This is a genomic window from Microtetraspora fusca, assembly GCF_001570365.1.
In the GTDB taxonomy this organism is placed as follows: domain Bacteria; phylum Actinomycetota; class Actinomycetes; order Streptosporangiales; family Streptosporangiaceae; genus Microtetraspora; species Microtetraspora fusca.
This window is the reverse complement of record NZ_BBYK01000059.1, coordinates 1-17141: the sequence shown is the minus strand read 5'-3', so window position 1 is coordinate 17141 and position 17141 is coordinate 1. Positions and strand designations below refer to the sequence as shown.

The following is a 17141-nucleotide window of genomic DNA, read 5'->3' as shown; positions in this document are numbered from 1 at the left end:
CTCGCGCGGCACGGGCCGTCACGCGGGTGGTGGGGCGGCGGAGCCGTCCAGGAGCGGGGCGAGCTCGCGTACCACGGTGGTGAGGGCGCGTACGTCCCGCTCGGAGCGGGCGATCAGGATCGCTCCCTCCAGCGCACTGATCATGAGTGTCGCGAGCGAGGCGGCCCGCTCCGGGGGCACACCCATCCCGCGCAGCGCTTCGGCCACCGAGCCGGCCCAGCGGTCGAACGCGGCGGCGGCCGCGCTCCTGGTGGACTCGGCGCTCTCCGCGCAGTCCACCATCGCCGCGGCGACCGGGCAGCCCCCGGCGAACCCGGCGGTCTCGTACTCGTCGATCCACTGCTGCGCCATCGCGGCGAACAGCCCGCTCGGCGACGGCTCGGGCATCGCCGCCAGGAACCTCCCGACGCGGTCGCCGGCGTAGCGTCCGGCCCAGTCCACGGCCTCGTTGACGAGCTGCTCCTTGCCTCCGGGGAAGTAGTGCTGGAGTGACCCCCGGGGTGCGCTCGCGTGCGCGGCGACGTCGCGCATCCCGGCCGCGGCGACCCCGCCGCGCCGGATGAGCTGGGCCGCGCTGAAGACCATCCGCTCGCGCGGCCCGCGCTCGCCCCGCTCGTCCCGCCCATCCCGCTCGGAAACCGCCATTCCCGACCTCCGCTCCACGCGCCGACCCGTCCGCTCGCCGTACGACTCCGTATGACGACACGAACCCACTATGACGATTGTCATACACGCCGTACTATGACGACTGTCATAGTCGTGGGACGGCGACGCCGATCCCGGGCTCGCCGGCGAGAAGGCGGTGTGGTGTGGACGTGGGTTTCATCGGCCTCGGCGTCATGGGACTGCCGATGGCGCTCAATCTCGCCCGGTCCGATACGAAGATCGTGGTCTGGAACCGCACCGCCGCACGGGCCGAGCCACTGCGGGCCGCGGGCGCGGCGGTGGCGGCGAGCCCCGCCGAGGTCTTCGCGCGGGCCCGCGTCGTGTTCCTCATGCTGGCCGACGGCGCCGCCATGGACGCCGTCCTCGGCCGCGGCACGCCCGGCTTCGCGGCGAACGTCGCCGGGCGCACGATCGTCCACATGGGGACGACGTCTCCCGGCTACTCGCGCGACCTCGACGCCGACATCCGCGCGGCGGGCGGCGGCTACGTCGAAGCCCCCGTCTCCGGCTCCCGGCAGCCCGCGGAGACCGGACGGCTGGTGGCGATGCTGGCCGGGGAACAGGCGGCCGTGGAGGAGGTGCGCCCGCTGCTCGGGCCGATGTGCCATGAGTCGTTCGTCTGCGGACCGGTCCCGAACGCCCTCGTGATGAAGCTCTCGGTGAACCTGTTCCTGATCACCATGGTCACCGGCCTCACCGAGGCGTTCCACTTCGCCGACCGGCACGGCCTGGACCGGCGGCAGTTCCTGGACGTGCTCGACGCCGGACCGATGGCGAGCGGCGTGTCCCGGATGAAGGCCCCCAAGCTGATGGATCGCGACTTCGCCGTCCAGGCCGCCGCCCTGGACGTGCTGAAGAACAACCGGCTGATCGCCGAGGCGGCGCGCGAGCGCGAGCTGGCCTCGCCGCTCCTGGACGTCTGCCACGCGCTCTTCGGCGAGACCGTGGCCCTTGGGTACGGCGGCTCCGACATGGTGGCCGTGCTTCACGCGATCGAGGCCAGGACCGACGGAGCCGGTCGCCGCTGACGCCTTCCGGCCCGCGGCGACGAGCGGACCGCGGCGACGAGCGGACCGCGCACTGTGGTCTTCGGACGCGTCGCCGGTCCGATTCCGGGCGTAGTCACGACCTGCGGCCTGATCCGAAAGTCGGACCCGCGAATGGATCCTGGTGCCGAGGTGATCGCGTCCGGATGCCGGAAGCATGATGGTCATGTCAAAGACGATCATCCGTGGCGCGCTCGCCGCCGGCGTCGCGTCGTTCGCGCTCGCGATGTCCGCGACGGCGGCCGGCGCCGCCGAGCCGGCCCCCTCCGTGCCCTCCGCGACCCCGGCGTCCACCCCCGGGCCGAGCCCGTCCCCGACCCCGCCCGCCGCCCAGGACCCGGTCCTGCCCCGGCCGACCGGCCCGCACCGGGTCGGCACGACAACACTGCACCTGGTGGACGGCTCCCGCCCGGACCCGTGGGTGCCGTCGGTGAAGAAGCGCGAGCTCATGGTCTCGCTGTGGTACCCGGCGAAGCCGTCCGGCGGGCAGCGGGCGCCGTACATGACCGCCGAGGAGTCGAGGCTGCTGCTGAAGGAGCAGGGGGTCACCGGCATGCCCGGCGACGTGCTGAGCCGTACCCGCACGAACGCGATCGCCGACGCCGCGCCCACCGGCCGCAGGAACGGCCTTCCCCTCGTGGTGTTGTCACCCGGGTTCACCATGCCCCGCTCGTCGCTCACGATCCTGGCCGAGGACCTGGCCAGCCGGGGGTACGTCGTCGCGGGGATCGACCACACCTACGAGTCGTACGGCACGAGCCTTCCGGACGGCCGTACCGCGACCTGCGTGGCCTGCCCCGGCGCGTCCGCGGACCCCCTGGGGTCCGGTGCGAAGACCGCCAAGAGCCGGCAGGCGGACGTCTCCTTCGTGCTCGACCGGCTGACCGGACGCCATCCCGTCTGGAAGGGGAGCGAGCTGATCGACCGCTCCCGGATCGGCATGGCGGGGCACTCGATGGGCGGCGCCAGTACGTCCTGGACCATGGTCAACGACTCCCGCGTACGCGCGGGGATCAACATGGACGGCACGTTCTTCGTCCCGATCCCGGAGAAGGGGCTCTCCCGGCCGTTCCTCGTGCTGGGCGCGAGTGAGACCTCGCCCGGCGAGGACCCGACGTGGGACCGCGACTTCGAGCGCATGACGGGCTGGAAGCGCTGGCTCACCTTCGAGGGCGCGGACCACGCGTCCTTCACCGACTATCCCCTTCTCCTGGAGCAGGGAGGCGTCGACCTCGGAACCCCGTTGAAGGGCGCCCGTGCGGTGGAGATCACCCGTCAGTATGTCGCCGCCTTCTTCGACCAGCACCTTCGCGGGCGGCCGCAGCCGCTGCTCGACCGCCCGTCCCGGCGCTATCCCGAGGTGAGGTTCTGGCGCTGACGGACGCCCAGGCGCGGAGGGCCGCGCGCCGTCCGCGCCCGGGGGCCGTTCGGGGGTGGAAGACGGGTGCGCGGACGGCGTGGTTTCAGCAGACTGGGTTTCACCGAAACGGTGAAGGGATCGAGCTGGGAACCGACCCGTCCGGAGGCCGGGGGACCGCTCCCCGGCCACGCCACTCCCGTCCAGAGCAGGAGATCCACGGATGTACGCACCGATCAACGGTCTCGACATGTACTACGAGGTCCACGGCGAGGGCAGGCCGCTGGTCCTGTTGCACGGCAACCTGTCCACCGTCGACGTCGACTTCGGGCGGATCATCCCGACGCTGGCGAAGTCCCGGCAGGTGATCGCGGTCGAGCAGCAGGCGCACGGGCACACCGCCGACATCGACCGCCCGCTGAGCGTCCGGAACTGGGCCGACGACACCGCCGCGCTGCTGAAGCACATCGGCGTCGCGGACGCGGACGTCTTCGGCTACAGCAGCGGCTCGGCGGTCGCGTTCCAGATGGCCGTCGACCACCCCGAACTGGTGCGCAAGCTGGTCCTCGCGTCGATCGCCCACAACCGGGACGGCCTCCACCCCGGCGTCCTCGGCGGAATCGAGGGCCTGCGGCCCGAGCACCTCGCGGGCTCGCCGTTCGAGGAGGCGTACGCCAGGGTCGCCCCCCGGCCCGAGGACTGGCCGACGCTGATCAAGAAGATCAAGAACATGGATTGCGACCTGCCCGAGTGGCCGGCCGAGACGGTCAGGGACCTCGGCAAGCCGACCTTCCTGATCATCGGCGACTCCGACATCGTCCGCCCCGAGCACACCGTCGAGATGTTCCGGCTGCTCGGCGGCGGCGTGGTGGGCGACATGGCCGGCCTGCCGAGCTCCCGGCTGGCCGTGCTGCCCGGCACCACGCACGTGACGCTCGTCCATCGCGCCGAGTGGCTGACCTCGATGATCGAGGAGTTCCTCGACGCGCCGTGATCACCCCGGCGTTCACGGGTGGGGGGAGGCCGGGGTGTTGAAGACGATGTGCGGCTGGTTGCGGGCCTGGTTGAGCGCCCACAGCCCCGCGGCGTCGGCGAGCGTGAACACCAGCACCACCAGGACGGCCAGCACGAGGCGGCGCCTGCGCTCGCGGCGCCGCCACTCGCGCTGGACCCGCCGGTAGGCGTCCGGGGCCGGCCGCACCCCGGTGGCGAGCGTTTCGAGGACCTCGCGCAACTGGTCCTCGGTGCCGGCCGGGCCGGTGCTCATCGTCGTTCCTCCAGGATCTTGGTGAGTGCGGACATGCCGCGGTTCGTGTGCGCCTTGACCGCGCCGCAGGAGATGCTCATTGCCGCCGCGATGTCGCTCTCCCGCAGGCCGAGCCAGTAGCGCAGGACCAGCGCCTCGCGCTGCCGGGCCGAAAGCCGCATCAGGGCGTCGATGAGCGCCTTCTGGTCGTCGCGCAGCAGGGCGACGCTCTCGGCCGACCGCTCCAGGTCGGTGCTCCATTCCGTGTGTCTGCGGACGACCTGGAGATGACGCAGTCGCATCCGGGTGAGGTTGCAGACCACGGACCGCAGGTACGGCAGGGCGGCGTCGGCGGTGCGCAGCCGGTTCCAGCGGCGGTGCAGCTCGCAGAACGCCTCGGCGACGATGTCCTCGGCGTCGTCGGCGCCGAGGAGCACGGCGAGGCGCAGCAGGCCGGTGTAGTGCGACTCGAACAGCCGCGTCACGGCCGTCTCGCGGTCCGACCCGTACGGCGCGCCGGGGGTCGCGCCGTCCACACCCGGTGAGACCGGTGCGGCGTCCCCGGCCGTTCCGGGCGGCGCGGCCGCAGGGTCCTCACCGCTGCGCGCGGTGTCGAGGTCCAGGGGCGTACGCGGCCGGGTCGCCGGCCCTGTCCCGCTCACCGGGCCGGCCCCGAGGAGGGCGGAACGGAGACGGGCGGTACGGGGGCCTGCGCGCCGCGTCCCGGAGGCGGTCCGGCCGCGCACGTCCGGTTGAGCAGCGGCGTCAGGGTCACCACGACGGCGAGGTTCAGCGCCAGCGCCACCACCGCCGCGTACGCCTGCACCCCCTGGCCGCCCAGGCCGACGGGCACCAGCGACGAGAAGCCGCTGTAGACGACCATGAGCGTGCCCGCCGCCATGCCGGCGCCCCATCCGGCCAGCAGCGCCCGCCGGTGGAACCGCCGGGTGAACAGGCCGAGGGCGACGGCGGGGAAGGTCTGCAGGATCCAGACCCCGCCGAGCAGTTGCAGGTTGATGGCGTCCTGATCGCGCAGCCCGAACACGAAGACGGCCGCGCCGATCTTCGCGGTGAGCGAGACGAGTTGCGCGACCCGCCTCTGGTGCTTCGGAGTGGCGGTCGGATGGAAACACTCGACGTAGATGTTGCGGACGAACGTGGTCGCCACGGCGACCGACATGACCGCGGCGGGGACCAGCGCGCCCACCGCGAGCGCGCCGAAGACGAGGCCGGTCAGGGCCGCCGGCATCAGCTCCTTGACCAGCAGCGGGACGGCCGCCTCCGCGCTGCCGGGTGGGACCTGCACGCCGGACGCCAGCGCGGCGACGCCGAGCAGGGCGAACACCGCGAGCACCGCCGTCCAGGCGGGCAGCGCGATGGACGCGCGGCGCAGCGTGTCGGCGCTCGCCGCGGCGAACGTGGGGGTCAGCACGTGCGGGTAGAGCAGCAGCGCGAGCGCCGAGCCCAGGGCGAGGGTGGCGTACACCGCGAACAGGCTCGGGTCGAGGCTGAGGGACGCCTGGGGGAGCGCGCCCGAGGCCGGCGCCCGCTCGGCGCCGTCGAACATCGGGCCCGGCCCGCCGAACCGGTCGAGCACGAGGAAGGAGACCGCGAGCGCGGCGCAGAAGATCGCCACCCCCTTCATCAGCGAGATCACCGCCGGGGCGCGCAGGCCGTGCCGGTACGTGGCCACGGCGAGCACCGCGAACACGGCGACCAGCGCGAGGTCGCCGATCAGGCCGCGCGGGTAGAGCCCGCCCGCCGACAGCACGGCGCGGATGCCGACGAGCTGCAGCGCGATGTACGGCATCGTGGCCAGCACCCCGGTCACCGCCACGACCAGCGCGAGGGCCGGGGATCCGTACCGTTGCCGGACCACGTCGGCGGCGGTGAGGTGGCCGTGGCGGCGGGCCTCCGACCAGAGCCGCGGCAGCAGCACGAACGCGAGCGGGCACACGATCACCGTGTACGGCAGGGCGAAGAACCCGATCGCGCCGGCGCCGTACACGAGGCCGGGTACGGCGGCGAAGGTGTAGGCCGTGTAGATCGTCCCGCCGAGCAGGAACCAGGTCGTCGGCGTGCCGAACCGGCGGTCCGCGAGCGCCCAGCTCTCCAGGGTGGGCAGCTCCGGAGGGGGACGGAACCTCCGGGCGGCGACCGCGAGCAGTGAGGTGCCGCCGAGCACCGCGAGGAACGTCGTCGCACTCAACGGCTCGATCATCGGCCACCGTCCACAGAAGCCCGGCAATTACCCTCAAGTTGCGCGGAGCCCTCGGTTGGTTGACACGAAATTTCCCCGAAAAACGGGGTAAACCAGAACGCCCGTGTCCGCAACCCTGCATCAGACCGCGGAACATTCCGGAGGGCACGATGGTGAAGCCGCATTGGACGGCACGGCGGGTCGCCGCCGGCGTCTGCCTCGCGTTTCCCGTGATGGCGCTCCTCTGGGTACCGTGGTATCCCCACGATGCGCCGCATTTGGCCGGAATGCGGTTTTTCTTCTGGTATCAGCTTGCCTGGGTGCCGGGGAGCGTCGTGTTCATGGCCGCCGCGTACGCGCTGCGACGTGATCGGCCTGCCGAAGCCCGCCGTGATCACGGCGGTCGTGACGGCCGGGCTGATCGCGACGGGCTCGACGACGGCATCCCCTAATTACGCGATCAGCGCGATCGGCCATGCCCTGCCCCCGCGGTACGGGTATGGCGAGAATGCGCGCTGATCGTGAACGTGCCGCGCGCCGCCCGTAATGCCGCAATTGCGGGGGCCTGCGGCACGGTAAAGCGGCTCCGTCTCAACCCCCGGGAGGCTGAGCCGATCTTTTCCGGCGATCCCCGTGGCGTTTAGTCCTGCCCTGATTTCAGGAGGATCATCCATGTCCAGAATCGGCCCCGGTGGCGCGAAAGCCAGGCCCAAATCCGTCCTCGTGTGGACCGCCGTCGCGGTGGTGGGCGCGGTGGCCTGGGGCGTCCTCGCCCTGTCCCGAGGCGAGAAGATCTCGGCCATCTGGCTGGTGGCCGCCGCCCTCGGCTCGTACGCGATCGCGTATCGCTTCTACTCCCGCTTCATCGCCCGCCGGGTGCTCGGCGTGGACGACCGCCGGGCCACCCCCGCCGAGCGGCTCGACAACGGCGTCGACTTCCACCCGACCGACCGCCGCGTGCTGCTCGGCCACCATTTCGCCGCCATCGCGGGCGCCGGCCCGCTGGTCGGCCCGGTGCTCGCCGCGCAGATGGGCTACCTGCCCGGGACCATCTGGATCATCGTCGGTGTCATCCTGGCCGGCGCGGTCCAGGACATGGTGACCCTGTTCTTCTCGATGCGCCGGGACGGCAAGAGCCTCGGCCAGATGGTCCGGGAGGAGATGGGCCCGGTCGGCGGCGCCGCCGCGCTGCTCGCGGTCTTCTCCATCATGATCATCCTGCTCGGTGTGCTCGCCCTGGTCGTGGTGAACGCCCTCGCCTCGTCTCCCTGGGGCACGTTCTCCATCGCGATGACCATCCCGATCGCGCTTTTCATGGGGCTCTACCTGCGTGTCCTGCGTCCCGGCCGGGTCATGGAGGCCACGGTGATCGGGGTGGCGCTGCTCCTGCTGGCCATCGCGGGCGGCGGCTGGATCGAGGGCTCGCCGCTGGCCGGCGCGTTCACGCTCAGCCCGCAGACCCTCGTCGTCTGCCTGGTGGTCTACGGATTCTTCGCGTCGGTGCTCCCCGTCTGGCTGCTGCTCGCCCCCCGCGACTACCTCTCGACGTTCATGAAGGTCGGGACGATCGGGCTGCTCGCCGTCGGCGTGCTCGTCGCGGCCCCGCACCTGCGGAACGAGGCGATCACGTCCTTCGCGCTCGACGGCAACGGGCCCGTCTTCGCCGGCTCCCTCTTCCCGTTCGTGTTCATCACGATCGCCTGTGGCGCGCTGTCGGGCTTCCACGCGCTCATCGCCTCGGGCACCACGCCGAAGATGATCCAGAAGGAGTCGCAGGTCCGGCTGATCGGGTACGGCGCGATGCTGATGGAGTCGTTCGTCGCCATCATGGCGCTGATCGCCGCCTCCGCCCTCGAACCCGGCCTGTACTACGCGATGAACGCGCCCGCGGGGCTGCTCGGCACCACCGCCGAGAGCGCGGCGGCCGCGGTGGGCAAGCTGGGGTTCGTCATCACCCCGGAGGACCTGCGGGCGGCCGCGGCGGCGGTCGAGGAGCAGACCGTGATCGCGCGCGCCGGAGGCGCCCCCACGCTCGCCGTCGGGATCTCGGAGATCCTGTCCGGCATCTTCGGCGGGACGGGGTTCAAGGCGTTCTGGTACCACTTCGCGATCATGTTCGAGGCGCTGTTCATCCTGACCACCGTGGACGCGGGCACCCGCGTCGGCCGGTTCATGTTGCAGGACACGCTCGGCAACATCTGGAAGCCGATCGGGCGGGTGAGCTGGAAGCCCGGCTTGTGGGGCACCAGCGCGCTGGTCGTGCTCGCCTGGGGCTACTTCCTCTACGCCGGGGTCAGTGACCCGCTGGGCGGGATCAACCAGCTCTTCCCGCTGTTCGGCATCGCGAACCAGCTCCTCGCCGCCATCGCGCTGACCCTCTGCACCACGCTTCTGATCAAGTCGGGCAAGCTGCGGTGGGCGTGGGTCACCGCTATCCCGCTCCTGTGGGACGCGGCGGTGACGCTGACCGCGAGCTGGCAGAAGGTCTTCCACGACGACCCCAAGATCGGCTTCTTCGCCCAGCGGGCGAAGTACGCGGACGCGCTGGCGGCGGGCAAGGTCCTCCCACCGGCGAAGAACCTCGACCAGATGCACACGGTCGTCGTGAACTCCACCATCGACGGCGTGCTCGCCGCGATGTTCGCGCTGCTCGTCCTCCTGGTCATCGGCAACGCCCTCGTCGTCTGCGTGCGGGCCGTACGCGCCCGGGAGCCGCTGCCGACGGCCGAGGCGCCGTACGTCGAGTCGCGCATCGTCGCGCCGTCCGGGCTGTTCTCCACCGCCGTCGAGCGGCGCGCGCCGGCGTACGCGGGCGCGGCCGAGGGCACGGGCACCGGCGCCGCCGCCGGGCGTGACGGCGAGGAGGCGCAGGCCCCGTGACCCCGCGTTCCCTGCTGAGCTTCGTCCGGTGGTACGTCCGGGAGATCACCGGGGAGGCGGAGTACGACCGGTACCTCGAACGGCACCGCGCTCACTCGCCCACCCCGCCGCTCTCCCGGCGGGAGTACGAACGGCTGCGGATCGACCGGCGGGACGCCGACCCCGGCGCCCGGTGCTGCTGACCCGCCGCCCTTGCGCGGGGCGTTTTCTCCAGGGGCAGGCCGAGGACCTGGGCTACCGGGGGAGGGCGGCGAAGCGGCCGGTCGCGGCGACGACGGCCTCGTTCGTGGTGGGGTGGGCGCCGTGCCCCGCGTCGTCGACGAGGACGAGCGTCGCGTCCGGCCAGACGCGGGCGAGCTGCCAGGGGATGTCCGGCGGGCCGCTGATGTCGAGGCGGCCGTGGATCAGGACCCCGGGGATGCCGGCGAGCCGCTCCGCGCCCTTCATGAGCGCGCCGTCCTCCAGCCACGCCGCGTGGCTCCAGTAGTGCGTGACGAGCCGGGCGAAGACCATGCGGAAGACGGGGTCCTCGTAGCGGGGATCGGGCCGGTGATCCCTCGCGGTGGCGACGTGGGTGTCCTCCCAGGCGCACCAGTCCCTGGCCGCCCTGTCCCGTACCTCGGGGTCGGGATCGTGCAGCAGCCTGCTGTACGCCGCGGCGAGGTCACCGTCGCGGTCGGCCTCGGGGACGCCGTTCCGGAAGCGTTCCCACTCCTCGGGGAAGACCCGGCCCATCGCGCGGGTCACCCACTCGACCTCCCGCCGGGTGGTCATGACGACGCTGAACAGGACCATCTCCGAGACCCTCTCGGGGTGCGTCTCGGCGTAGGCCAGCCCCAGCGTCGATCCCCATGACGCGCCGAGGACCAGCCAGCGTTCGATTCCCAGGTGCTCGCGCAGCCGTTCGATGTCGGCCACCAGGTGCGGGGTTGTATTGGTGGACAGGTCGGCCGCCGGGGCGTCGGCGCGCGGCGTGCTCCTGCCGCAGCCGCGCTGGTCGAACAGCACGACCCGGTACGCCTCCGGATCGAAGTAGCGCGGCCAGCCCGGCGTGCAGCCGGATCCGGGCCCGCCGTGCAGCACGACGGCGGGCTTGCCGTCCGGGTTGCCGTACGTCTCCCAGTGGACGCGATGCCCGTCGCCCACGTTGAGCATCCCGCCGTCGTATGGCTCAATTTGGGGATAAAGGCTCATTCGCCGCCCCTTCTTCGGAAAGTTATGACAGTGCTGTTACATTAGCCCTGTGGAGACGATGCCGGAACGCGCCGCCCTCGGGACCCTGCTGCGTCACGTGCTGGAGCTGCTCGACGGCGACGTGGCGAAGGTCTACGACGAGCTGGGCCTGCCCGACTACCGGCCCCGCTTTTCGCCGTACGTCCGGGTTCTGGTGGCCGACGGGCCCTCGTCCATCCGCGAGCTGGCCGCGAAGGTCGGCGTGACGCACTCGGCCGCCAGTCAGACTGTGGCGCAGCTCGCCCGCTCCGGCCTGGTCGCGCTCGAGCCGGGCGCGGACGCCCGTCAGCGAATCGCCAGCCTCACCCCGCAGGCCCGCGAGATCCTGCCGGTCATCGAGGCGGAGTGGGCCGCGACCGCGGCCGCCGCCCGGGAGCTCGACGCCGAGCTGCCGATGCCCCTCGCCGACCTGCTCGCGGAGGCCGTACGAGCGCTGCGGCGCAAGCCGTTCCGGGACCGCATCGCCGAGTCCGGACTGGACCTGCCGCCCGCGCCCGGCCACTCTGCTGCGGAGTGAGCCGCACGGGCGGACCGGAGGGGACGGACGACAGATGATCACAGTGGACGACGTGCGCCGGGTGGCGCTGGCGCTGCCGCGCACCACCGAGCACCTGATCAGGGACCGGATCAAGTTCCGGGTGGGCCGGATCGTCTACGTCGCCTTCTCGGCCGACGAGACGACGATGGGGTTCGCCTTCCCGAAGGAGGAGCGCGCGGCGCTCGTCGCGGCGGAGCCGGAGAAGTTCCACCTGCCGCGGCCGTCCGACATGCGGTTCAACTGGGTCGAGCTCACCGCGGCCGCCGTCGGCCGGGCCGAGATGCGGGAGATCGTCGTCGAGGCGTGGCGCATGGCCGTGCCCAAGAGCGTGGCCGCCGCCCATCTCGGCGGCGTCGTTCCGTAACCGTCCGCGGCCCGCGCCGGACGGGGTTGTCAGGCGTGCCGGGTCAGGACGGCGGCGGGTCCGGCGAGCCGCTGCAGCTCGGTCGCGACCCCGGCCAGCGTTTCCGGCACGAGCGAATAGCAGATGGTGGTGCCCTCGCGTCGCGTACGCACCAGACCGGCCTCGCGCAGCACCTTGAGATGGGCGGAGATCGTCGGCTGGCTCACCGCGAACTCGTCGGTGAAGTCGCACGCGCAGATGTCGGGCTCGGCCGCGAGCATGCGCACGATCCCGAGCCGAACCGGATGGGCCAGCGCCCGGAGCACCTCGACGTCCACATTGGGTAGCGTATCGCCTAGCATCTATATAGTCTTCATTCTATATAGAAGGGAAGCGATATGGATCTTCTCGACGAGGCGCTCGTCCGGCTGGCGCCCACCGGCCCCGAGTACCGCGGCGGCCTGTCCAACCACGGCCCGATGGTCGTCGAGGCCCTGGTACGGCTCGGCGCGGCGGAGGAGATCCCCGGCTGGGTCTCCGACTATCTGCCGAAGCTCGAAGGCGGCCCGAGCCGGGCCGACCGGATCGCCGACTGGCGGGCCGCGCTCGGCGACCGGCGCCGGATCGGCGACTGGACCGCCTACTTCACCGAACGCCTCGCCGAGGCGCCCTGGCGCGAAGTGCTGACCGAGTGGTGGCCGCGGCTCACCCCCGGCCTGGCCGCCGGGGCCACCCACGGCGTGATCCGCACCTCGCACGCCGTCCGGGCGCTCGCCGAACAGGAGACCCCGCCCAGGCTCGCCGAGCTGGCCCGGGCGCTGGCGTACTGGGCGGCCGGATACGTCGAGCTGCCGGGACGGCCGCTGACCGTCGGCGCGCGCACGCTCGACCAGGCCGTCGCGGTCCTGCCCATTCTGGAGCTCGCGCCGACCGAGCGGATCGTGGTGCACCTCGCACACCTGCGGGACCTGCCGGCGTTCCCCGAAGCCGTCTCGTCCCTGCGGCCGCCGACGGACGTCGCCGCCGACCTGACCGAGCTGACCCGGGTGTTCGCCGGGGTGTTCCTGACCCACGGCAGGCACGCGCCGATCGACTTCATCCACGCGGTGACGGCGCCGGTGGCCGTGTCGTCGGTGCTGGATCACCTGCCCGTCGAACTGTGGCGTCCCACGTACGACGCCCTGTGGCAGGTGGCGGCCGCGCTGTACAGCGGGTACGCCTACCAGGGCACGGTGGAGCCGCTGCCGACCGACGCTCCTCAGGCACCGGAGGAGCTGGCCGGGCGGGCGGCCGAGACCGGCGACGCCCACGCCATCAAGTTGACCGAGGCGGCGCTGCGGCAGCACGCGCTCACCGGCGACCCGGTCTTCCTCCACGCCGCCGCCCGTTCGGTGGAGCTGCTCGGCAGGTGAGGCCCCCGGGTGACCCCGGCCGGTCAGGCTGGACTCAGCCGCCCCCTCAGCCGCCCCCTCAGCCGCCCCCTCAGCCGCCCCCTCAGGCGACGAGATCCACGGCGACGCCGTAGTGGTCGGACACGAACAGGCCGTCCGGGGTCGCGGGGGAGTCGCCGCGCAGCTCCGCCGCGACGACGCGCAGCCCGTGGCCGCGCAGCAGCACGCGGTCGATCCGCAACGCCCGGCCGGTCAGCGAGGAGATCGCCGCCAGCGGGTTCGCGCGCGGATCGAAGGTCGGCGTCCGGTCGTCGATGCCGTGCACCTCGGTCCAGGCGTCCCGCAGGCCGAGCGCGTCGGCGGGAGCGTTTCCGCCGTCGTTGAAGTCGCCCAGCAGGACGAGATCGCCCTCCACACCGCGCAGCGCGCCGGCGAGCGTGGCCAGCTCGGCGTCGCGCCGGGACGCGGCGTCCTCCGCGTGGTCGCTGGTGAGGTGCGTGGCGGCCACGACGATCGGGCCCGCGCCCGACTCCACGGTCACGGCGGTGACGGCCTTGTGCGGGCCGAGGACGTGGTGGCCCGCCTCCCGCACCGGAAGGCGGCTGAGCAGGAGCAGCCCGGTGTCGTACACGTCCCGGCCGGTCGGGTCCGACCCCAGTGTGTACGCGGAGCGGACCCACGGCGCGCGCAGCAGCATGCCGAGCAGCTCGCTCTCCACCTCCTGCAGCGCGATGACGTCGGCGTCGGCCCGTTCGAGCGCCTCCAGCAGCAGCGGCCTGCGCCGGGACGTGTGGATGCGGTCGCCGTCGTAGCGGTCCCACAGGGTGTTCCAGGTCAGAACGCGCAGCGCCGTCCCCGGGCGCGTCCCCACACTCGGCGCCGGGGGAGCCGGACGCCACCCGGCCACCCGATCCCAGACGTACGGCGGGCAGGCGGTGAAGGACGGCTCGCGGAGCCGGCGCGGCTCGCGCACCCGCCCGGCCCGGGTCTCGTCCAGCCGGTCCACGCCGGAGGCGCGGTCCCAGACCGTCTCGCCGTCCGCCTCGATGAAGACGACGCGGTGCCAGGGGATGTCGCCTCCGGCCACGAAATCGGGAAGCGGCACCCGCGCGGGCGCGGCCCCGCGCACGTTGATCCCCAGCACGAAGCGCGCCGGATCGAAACGCGGATCCCAGCGCACCCGGTGATAGATCTCTTCGCTCGTTCGCATCGGCTCAGTCCGTATCAGTACGTGCTGTCGAGAGTTCCAGAGGTGTCCCGGACGCCGCCGTCCGGCCCGGCGTACCAGGTGCGGTGCGCCTCCCACGGGTAGGGCGGATCGAAGCGCCGGAGCTGCGCCGCGAGCACCTCGGGCGGCACCCCGTCCGCTCGTACGGCGTTGCGCCGGGCCAGCTCCTCGCCGCCGACCAGCATGACCGCGTGCGTCGTCAGCGCGTCGCGGCGGCGGGCCACCGCGTGGACGAGGGAACGCTGCCGCCGGGTGAGGGAGGTGGCGTCCCACACAATCGTCTCTCCGCCGGCCAGCAGCGCGTCGAGCCGGCGCAGGCCCTCAGCGAGGATCGCGGGATTCGCCCGCTGATCCGACCGCGATCCGCGGGCCTCGCGCAGGTCGTCGAGCGAGACCACCACGGCGTCACGCCCACCGGACGCGATCTTCCGGGCGAGGGTGCTCTTCCCGCTGCCCGACGGCCCCACCATGACGACGAGCCGGGGAAACCGGCCCGACCGCCACCGCCAGGTCGCCGCCACGGCCTCCTCGGCCGTGGAGATCCGGCCCCGCGCGTACGCGTCCCGCGACTCGCCCCAGCAGCGGTCCGCCGCGTCCGGGTCGCAGCCGTCGAGCGCCTCCCGCAGGCCCTCGGCGAGCGGACGCAGCGGGTCCTCCCTGAGCAGCCCGGCGTCCTCGGCGTGGAGTTCGGACCAGGCGATCTGCTCCCGCGCCTCGGCGGCGTCGCCGTCACGGCAGCCGGCCAGCGCGGCGGCGGCGACCGCGTGCAGGACGCCCAGGTCGGCCGCCGCCGCCATCCGGGCCAGACCGGCACGGCGCTCGTCGTCCGGGAACGGGGTACGCAGGCGGGCGTGCAGGCCGACGAGGTCGGCGACCCGCCGCGCGAGCCCCATGCCGAGCGGGGCCACCAGCCGGGGCGCCAGCCACGCCCGGCGCGTGCGGTTGAAGAGCGCCGCCAGCACGCCCACGAGCCGGGCGTCCCCCGTACGGCCCAGCACGTCGAGATGGGCGGTGACCTCCGCGACCGCCGCCTCGTCCGGCATGGCGGGACTCGTCGCGTGCTCCGTCCCCAGCGCGGCGAGGAGCGACGGCACGGCGGGAGCGCCCCCCGAACGGACCTCCCACAGCGCGGAGGCCGGGCCGAGGCCGTTGGGGACGACGGGCGCGAGCATCCAGTGCTCGTCCGTACGCACATGGCTCGGACGCACCCACTTGGCCACGCGATGGGGGAACTCCTCCCGGCGGAACCCCTCGACGGTCCGCACCACGTATCCCTCGCACCGGGCCGTGTCCAGGCGCAGGGCCCGCAGGGCGCGTTCGTCGAAGACCCCGCGCCACAGCACCGGCGGGACCGGGAGCCCCAGCCGTCGTGCGAAGCGTACGGTCGCGTCCCAGTCCAGGCAGCGGTCGCCGTCCCAGACGGAGAAGACGTAGAACCAGCTCTCCAGGTCGGCGTACGCGATCGAGTGCCGGGCGTAGAGGTTCTCGCCGCACACTCGCCACCCCGGCGGGATGGAGCGGGCGACCCTGCCGTGCAGGGCCTTGACCCAGGCACGGGACGGGTGGTGCCCGGAGTCCGGCGACCGTGCGTGGACTCCGTCGGCGTACATGGTGGTGTTCTCGCCGTCGAGCTTCTGGGTGACGACGACCTCCCGGCCCGCCAGGCCGGACACTCCGCCCGCCCGTACGTCGTCCTCTGTCGTCCCGGGAGACCAGGGCAGGTGCGGGGTGCGAGGGTAGTGGACGCGCATGTTCTCGCTCTCCCGCTGACGACGTCCCGGCCCGGGTGACCGCCCAGGTGACTGCCCGGGTGACTGTACGAGAGCGGGCACGGGCGGGGCCATCGAATAATCCGTGCCTTCGTCCGGGGGAGCGGAGCACCACCGGTGGGGGATCCGGATCCGGCGTGCCGGAACGGAAGGGGTGTTACGCCGATAATCCGCTCATGGCCCGAAAAGCCGCCCTGTACTGTGCGGGCATGACCGATAATCGCGTGCCTCCTCCGTTCATCGGCGACGAGCGGGCCATGCTGAACAACTGGCTCGACTGGCATCGCGGCACGCTCGCCGTCAAGTGCGCCGGGCTCTCCGAGGAGCAGCTCCGCGAGCGCTCGGCGCCGCCGTCGAGCATGTCGCTGCTCGGACTGGTCCGGCACATGGCCCACGTGGAGCAGGTGTGGTTCCGCGTGATCCTCGACGGCGAGGACGTCCCCCGGCTGTGGGGCAAGGACGTCGCACCCAACGCCGATTTCGACGACGTGGACGGCGCGTCGGCCGAAGAGGCGTTCGCCACATGGCAGGCCGAGATCGAGCGCGCCCGCGAGATCTCGGCCGGCGTGCCGCTCGACGCGGTGGGCAAGCGGCAGCGCCACGGCCAGGACTGCTCCCACCGCTGGATCCTCGTCCACATGATCGAGGAGTACGCCCGCCACAACGGGCACGCCGACCTGCTGCGCGAGCGCATCGACGGCGCCACCGGCGAGTGACCGCAGGGCTCCAGCGCGCGAGGCCGAAAGCCACCGGCGCAGCGGCGAAAGTCCTCGCGCGACCGACCGAAGGACGTGCACATGCCCGGGACGAGGTGCGCCCGCTCATCGATAGCCAACGACCTGACCGTTTGAGCCTGCCTCGGCCCCCAATCCTCAGGTTTCTTCGCCGCGATCGGTCGGCACATCGCCTGATCGCGGCCTCCTGATCGCGGCCTCCTGATCGCGGCCTCGAACTGATGCGGCCCCGAACTGATGCGGCCTCAAATTTTCGGTGAGGCCGAAGCGCGGGTGCCAGGGCGGTTGGTGGCGGAGCCGGCCAAGCGGATGAAGCCGGTCCGACTGCTGGGGGCAGTCGACCACGCTGAGACGGGCGGTGGTCGGCATCAGCTTCCCGCCGTCGTCTCGGGCGAAGCTCCAGTACATGGAGTTCCGGCACGCTGACTTCCCACGCTGACTTCTGGCGTGTGAGGCCCTGGCGCGTGGAGTTCGGGCATGCTGCCGGGCCGGCCCAGGGCGGGGCCGGAT

The 17141-nt window shown here is 72.5% G+C and carries 18 protein-coding genes; 10 read left to right on the top strand and 8 right to left on the bottom strand.

Annotated elements, in window-relative coordinates; genetic code table 11:
• Positions 1-18 precede the first annotated feature (18 nt).
• Positions 19-645, bottom strand: a complete 627-nt coding sequence (locus AWQ68_RS27295; RefSeq protein WP_066945205.1) for a TetR/AcrR family transcriptional regulator — start codon at positions 643-645, stop codon at positions 19-21.
• A gap of 164 nt (positions 646-809) precedes the next feature.
• On the opposite strand from AWQ68_RS27295, the gene AWQ68_RS27290 reads away from it, so the two are divergent.
• The 3 genes from AWQ68_RS27290 (at position 810) to AWQ68_RS27280 (ending at position 4063) form a co-directional block, all read left to right on the top strand.
• Entirely contained in the window at positions 810-1694 is an 885-nt protein-coding gene (locus AWQ68_RS27290) for an NAD(P)-dependent oxidoreductase (RefSeq protein ID WP_066945202.1), read from the top strand.
• Positions 1695-1878: 184 nt separating this feature from the next.
• Complete coding sequence (locus tag AWQ68_RS27285) at positions 1879-3090, top strand: alpha/beta hydrolase family protein (protein ID WP_245656130.1); 1212 nt, start codon at positions 1879-1881, stop codon at positions 3088-3090.
• A 202-nt stretch (positions 3091-3292) separates the two neighbouring features.
• Entirely contained in the window at positions 3293-4063 is a 771-nt protein-coding gene (locus AWQ68_RS27280; protein WP_066945199.1) for an alpha/beta fold hydrolase, read from the top strand.
• A 12-nt stretch (positions 4064-4075) separates the two neighbouring features.
• Here the strand turns inward: AWQ68_RS27280 and AWQ68_RS27275 are convergent, their stop codons facing one another.
• Genes AWQ68_RS27275 through AWQ68_RS27265 form a run of 3 tightly spaced genes read right to left on the bottom strand, consistent with a single transcriptional unit; the run spans position 4076 to position 6524 of the window.
• Positions 4076-4336 (bottom strand): hypothetical protein, encoded by a 261-nt coding sequence (locus AWQ68_RS27275; protein WP_066945197.1) that lies wholly within the window; start codon positions 4334-4336, stop codon positions 4076-4078.
• Positions 4333-4977 (bottom strand): sigma-70 family RNA polymerase sigma factor, encoded by a 645-nt coding sequence (locus AWQ68_RS27270; protein ID WP_218007063.1) that lies wholly within the window; start codon positions 4975-4977, stop codon positions 4333-4335. Before AWQ68_RS27270 ends, AWQ68_RS27275 begins: the two co-directional genes overlap by 4 nt.
• Entirely contained in the window at positions 4974-6524 is a 1551-nt protein-coding gene (locus tag AWQ68_RS27265; protein ID WP_245656128.1) for a sodium:solute symporter family protein, read from the bottom strand. Before AWQ68_RS27265 ends, AWQ68_RS27270 begins: the two co-directional genes overlap by 4 nt.
• 161 nt (positions 6525-6685) lie before the next feature.
• On the opposite strand from AWQ68_RS27265, the gene AWQ68_RS27260 reads away from it, so the two are divergent.
• The 3 genes from AWQ68_RS27260 (at position 6686) to AWQ68_RS27250 (ending at position 9577) form a co-directional block, all read left to right on the top strand.
• Complete coding sequence (locus AWQ68_RS27260; RefSeq protein WP_066945194.1) at positions 6686-6967, top strand: DUF3311 domain-containing protein; 282 nt, start codon at positions 6686-6688, stop codon at positions 6965-6967.
• A 220-nt stretch (positions 6968-7187) separates the two neighbouring features.
• Complete coding sequence (locus AWQ68_RS27255; protein ID WP_066945191.1) at positions 7188-9395, top strand: carbon starvation CstA family protein; 2208 nt, start codon at positions 7188-7190, stop codon at positions 9393-9395.
• Positions 9392-9577 carry a YbdD/YjiX family protein gene (locus tag AWQ68_RS27250; RefSeq protein ID WP_066945188.1) on the top strand — a complete coding sequence of 62 codons (186 nt, stop codon included), beginning with the start codon at positions 9392-9394 and terminating at the stop codon, positions 9575-9577. Before AWQ68_RS27255 ends, AWQ68_RS27250 begins: the two co-directional genes overlap by 4 nt.
• 52 nt (positions 9578-9629) lie before the next feature.
• Here the strand turns inward: AWQ68_RS27250 and pip are convergent, their stop codons facing one another.
• Entirely contained in the window at positions 9630-10589 is a 960-nt protein-coding gene (gene pip / locus AWQ68_RS27245; protein ID WP_066945185.1) for a prolyl aminopeptidase, read from the bottom strand.
• 58 nt (positions 10590-10647) lie between these two features.
• On the opposite strand from pip, the gene AWQ68_RS27240 reads away from it, so the two are divergent.
• Entirely contained in the window at positions 10648-11145 is a 498-nt protein-coding gene (locus tag AWQ68_RS27240; RefSeq protein ID WP_066945182.1) for a MarR family winged helix-turn-helix transcriptional regulator, read from the top strand.
• Between the two features lie 34 nt (positions 11146-11179).
• Positions 11180-11530: an MmcQ/YjbR family DNA-binding protein gene (locus AWQ68_RS27235; protein WP_066945179.1), complete on the top strand. Its 351-nt coding sequence runs from the start codon at positions 11180-11182 to the stop codon at positions 11528-11530.
• A 29-nt stretch (positions 11531-11559) separates the two neighbouring features.
• Here the strand turns inward: AWQ68_RS27235 and AWQ68_RS27230 are convergent, their stop codons facing one another.
• Positions 11560-11871, bottom strand: a complete 312-nt coding sequence (locus AWQ68_RS27230) for an ArsR/SmtB family transcription factor (protein WP_066945177.1) — start codon at positions 11869-11871, stop codon at positions 11560-11562.
• A 36-nt stretch (positions 11872-11907) separates the two neighbouring features.
• Between AWQ68_RS27230 and AWQ68_RS27225 the strand changes: the two genes are divergently transcribed.
• On the top strand, positions 11908-12921 hold the full coding sequence (locus tag AWQ68_RS27225; protein ID WP_066945174.1) for a questin oxidase family protein: 1014 nt from the start codon (positions 11908-11910) through the stop codon (positions 12919-12921).
• A gap of 82 nt (positions 12922-13003) precedes the next feature.
• Here the strand turns inward: AWQ68_RS27225 and AWQ68_RS27220 are convergent, their stop codons facing one another.
• Both AWQ68_RS27220 and AWQ68_RS27215 read right to left on the bottom strand, forming a co-directional pair.
• Positions 13004-14110 carry an RNA repair domain-containing protein gene (locus AWQ68_RS27220; RefSeq protein ID WP_084464449.1) on the bottom strand — a complete coding sequence of 369 codons (1107 nt, stop codon included), beginning with the start codon at positions 14108-14110 and terminating at the stop codon, positions 13004-13006.
• 14 nt (positions 14111-14124) lie between these two features.
• The gene (locus AWQ68_RS27215; protein ID WP_066945170.1) at positions 14125-15879 is read right to left on the bottom strand and encodes an RNA ligase family protein; all 1755 of its coding nucleotides are present in this window, start codon (positions 15877-15879) and stop codon (positions 14125-14127) included.
• A gap of 227 nt (positions 15880-16106) precedes the next feature.
• Between AWQ68_RS27215 and AWQ68_RS27210 the strand changes: the two genes are divergently transcribed.
• On the top strand, positions 16107-16613 hold the full coding sequence (locus AWQ68_RS27210) for a DinB family protein (protein WP_066945168.1): 507 nt from the start codon (positions 16107-16109) through the stop codon (positions 16611-16613).
• Positions 16614-17141: the final 528 nt, after the last annotated feature.